Source organism: Flavihumibacter sp. (genome assembly GCF_036676075.1).
GTDB lineage: Bacteria > Bacteroidota > Bacteroidia > Chitinophagales > Chitinophagaceae > Flavihumibacter.
In genome coordinates this window covers 1-2,062 of record NZ_JAKFDQ010000023.1, presented here as the reverse complement: position 1 = coordinate 2,062, position 2,062 = coordinate 1, and the positions used below count along the sequence as shown (strand labels likewise).

General features: G+C 42.2%; 1 protein-coding gene. It reads left to right on the top strand.

The genetic code is table 11. The features are described from left to right. Nucleotides 1-17: 17 nt before the first annotated feature. Nucleotides 18-2,062: RHS repeat protein (locus V6M43_RS18270; RefSeq protein ID WP_332737831.1), on the top strand; the 2,045-nt coding region annotated here is incomplete at its 3' end.

Genomic DNA, 2,062 nt, shown 5'->3' with positions numbered 1-2,062 from the left:
CCGGTCAACGAAGCAAAATGACGTATCCTGATACAAGCTCAGTCAGCTATGAATACGATGTAAAGGATCAGCTAACGAAAGTCATTGATGATCAAGGAAGAGTGACAACGTACAATTATGATCCGCGGGGAGCATTAATTGAAAAAGCATTGCCAACTGGTGCAATAAGCAAGTATGAGTATGATGCACTTGGACAAGTACTGGGAATTCGGCACGAAAATCAATATGGAGAAGCTGTTGATCAATTCCTCTATGCATATGACCCTGTCGGAAATCGGATTCAAACCGAGCGGATAGAGGATAGTGATGATGAGGAAAAAGAAACCATTGTCACTGAGTATGCCTATGACGCATTAAACCAACTAACCAAAGTCCAAAATCAAAATAAGTACGATCCTTTAAGTCTCGTTACAACGAACTACAGTTATGATGAGGTAGGAAACCGTTTGTCCAAAGAAAGTTCATGGGGCAGTCTGACTTCACTCGAAACGTATGTCTATGATCAAGCAGACAAACTAATCAAATGGCAAAGTGGTTCAGAATACAAAGAGTATGCCTATGACCCAAGAGGCAACCTGCTCACCGTAACAGGAACGGTAGACGAGTTATCAGAGATTGATGTCATCGATCCGCTAGAAGAAGTCGAACTTTTCTTGCCAGAACAACCAGAAGACACCGAGGAAGAGGAACTGTCTTCACCAACCTTGCCTGAAAATAATATCGAAGTGGAAGAACTACCGTTAGACTCTGAGAAGGAAAATAACGGAGAGGAGACTAAAGATTCAAATGAAAATGAAGAAAATGAGGAAACAAATGAATCCGAAGAGACGGAAGAAAACAATTCGACAGAAGCAGGTACGGAATTAACGGAGGATGAAGAAGCAAATGCTCTTCTCGTAGTTCAAGGAATCGAAGCAACTGAGGAAACGGAAGAAGAGGCGGCTGAAGTCGAACCTCAGGAAAATAATGAAACAAAGGAATCTAAACAACCAGAAAATAATAAGAACAACAAGAAAACAGAAGGCGCCGATAAAGCTGAAAAAGATGAGGATGGAGAAGAAGCGAATGAGAACGATAAACTCGTTCCTGAGGCACTCGAACAATACGAATGGGATGCGGCCAATCGTCTAATCAAACAAATTAACGCCTTAGGTGATGTGTCTACCTACACGTATAACGGTGATGGTGATCGTATTAAGATGACCGTTGACATTAAGAATGGACCAGATGGACGTGGCAATGGTAAAGGTAATGGCAATGGAAATGGCAACAATAATGGCAACCCAGATCCGAATTGTCATTCGGTTCCACCAGGATTTGTCCCACCAGGACTTGCCAAAAAGTGTGGCTATGAGGAAGAACCATTCCCAGATAACGAAAAAGGTGGACCAAGAGATGGCTGGGAACCACAATTCAAAAAGAAACAGTGGGAATTTCATTACACAAATGATGTCAGCCTAGCCTTACCAGAACCAATTCAAATTACAGAAGCTGACCCGACAAAGTGGAAACAAACCTTTGTCTACGGACATCCAAATGAACGTCTAAGTATGACTTTCCTGCCAGCATATGATGATGATAATGGTTGGGAGCCTTATCCAGGTGCAGGCGGAGCAGAACCAGGAGTACCACCAAAATCACTATGGTATTTAACCGATGCTTTAGGCAGTACAACAGCACTTTTAGAAAAGGATGGACGCGTATCGGCAAGGTATCACTACGATGAATTCGGTATTCCACTCGACGGAAAACAATTCGACGTCAACTGGCCAGGCCCAGACAACCTTTTCGGGTATACAGGATTAGGGTATGATTATTACAGCGAGCTAACGTATGCGAGAGCGAGATACTATAAGCCTGAGATTGGTAGGTTTATAAGTCAAGATCCATATAAAGGTGATCTGTGGAATTCGCAGAGTCAGAATCAGTATGTGTATGTGGAGAATAATCCAATCTTATATGTTGATCCAAGTGGGCATATGAAGTGGTATCAAGGTAGACACCTTGGACTAGGTGTATATGATTCTTTAGAAGAAACCTTTAAAGAATTCTTGAATTGGGA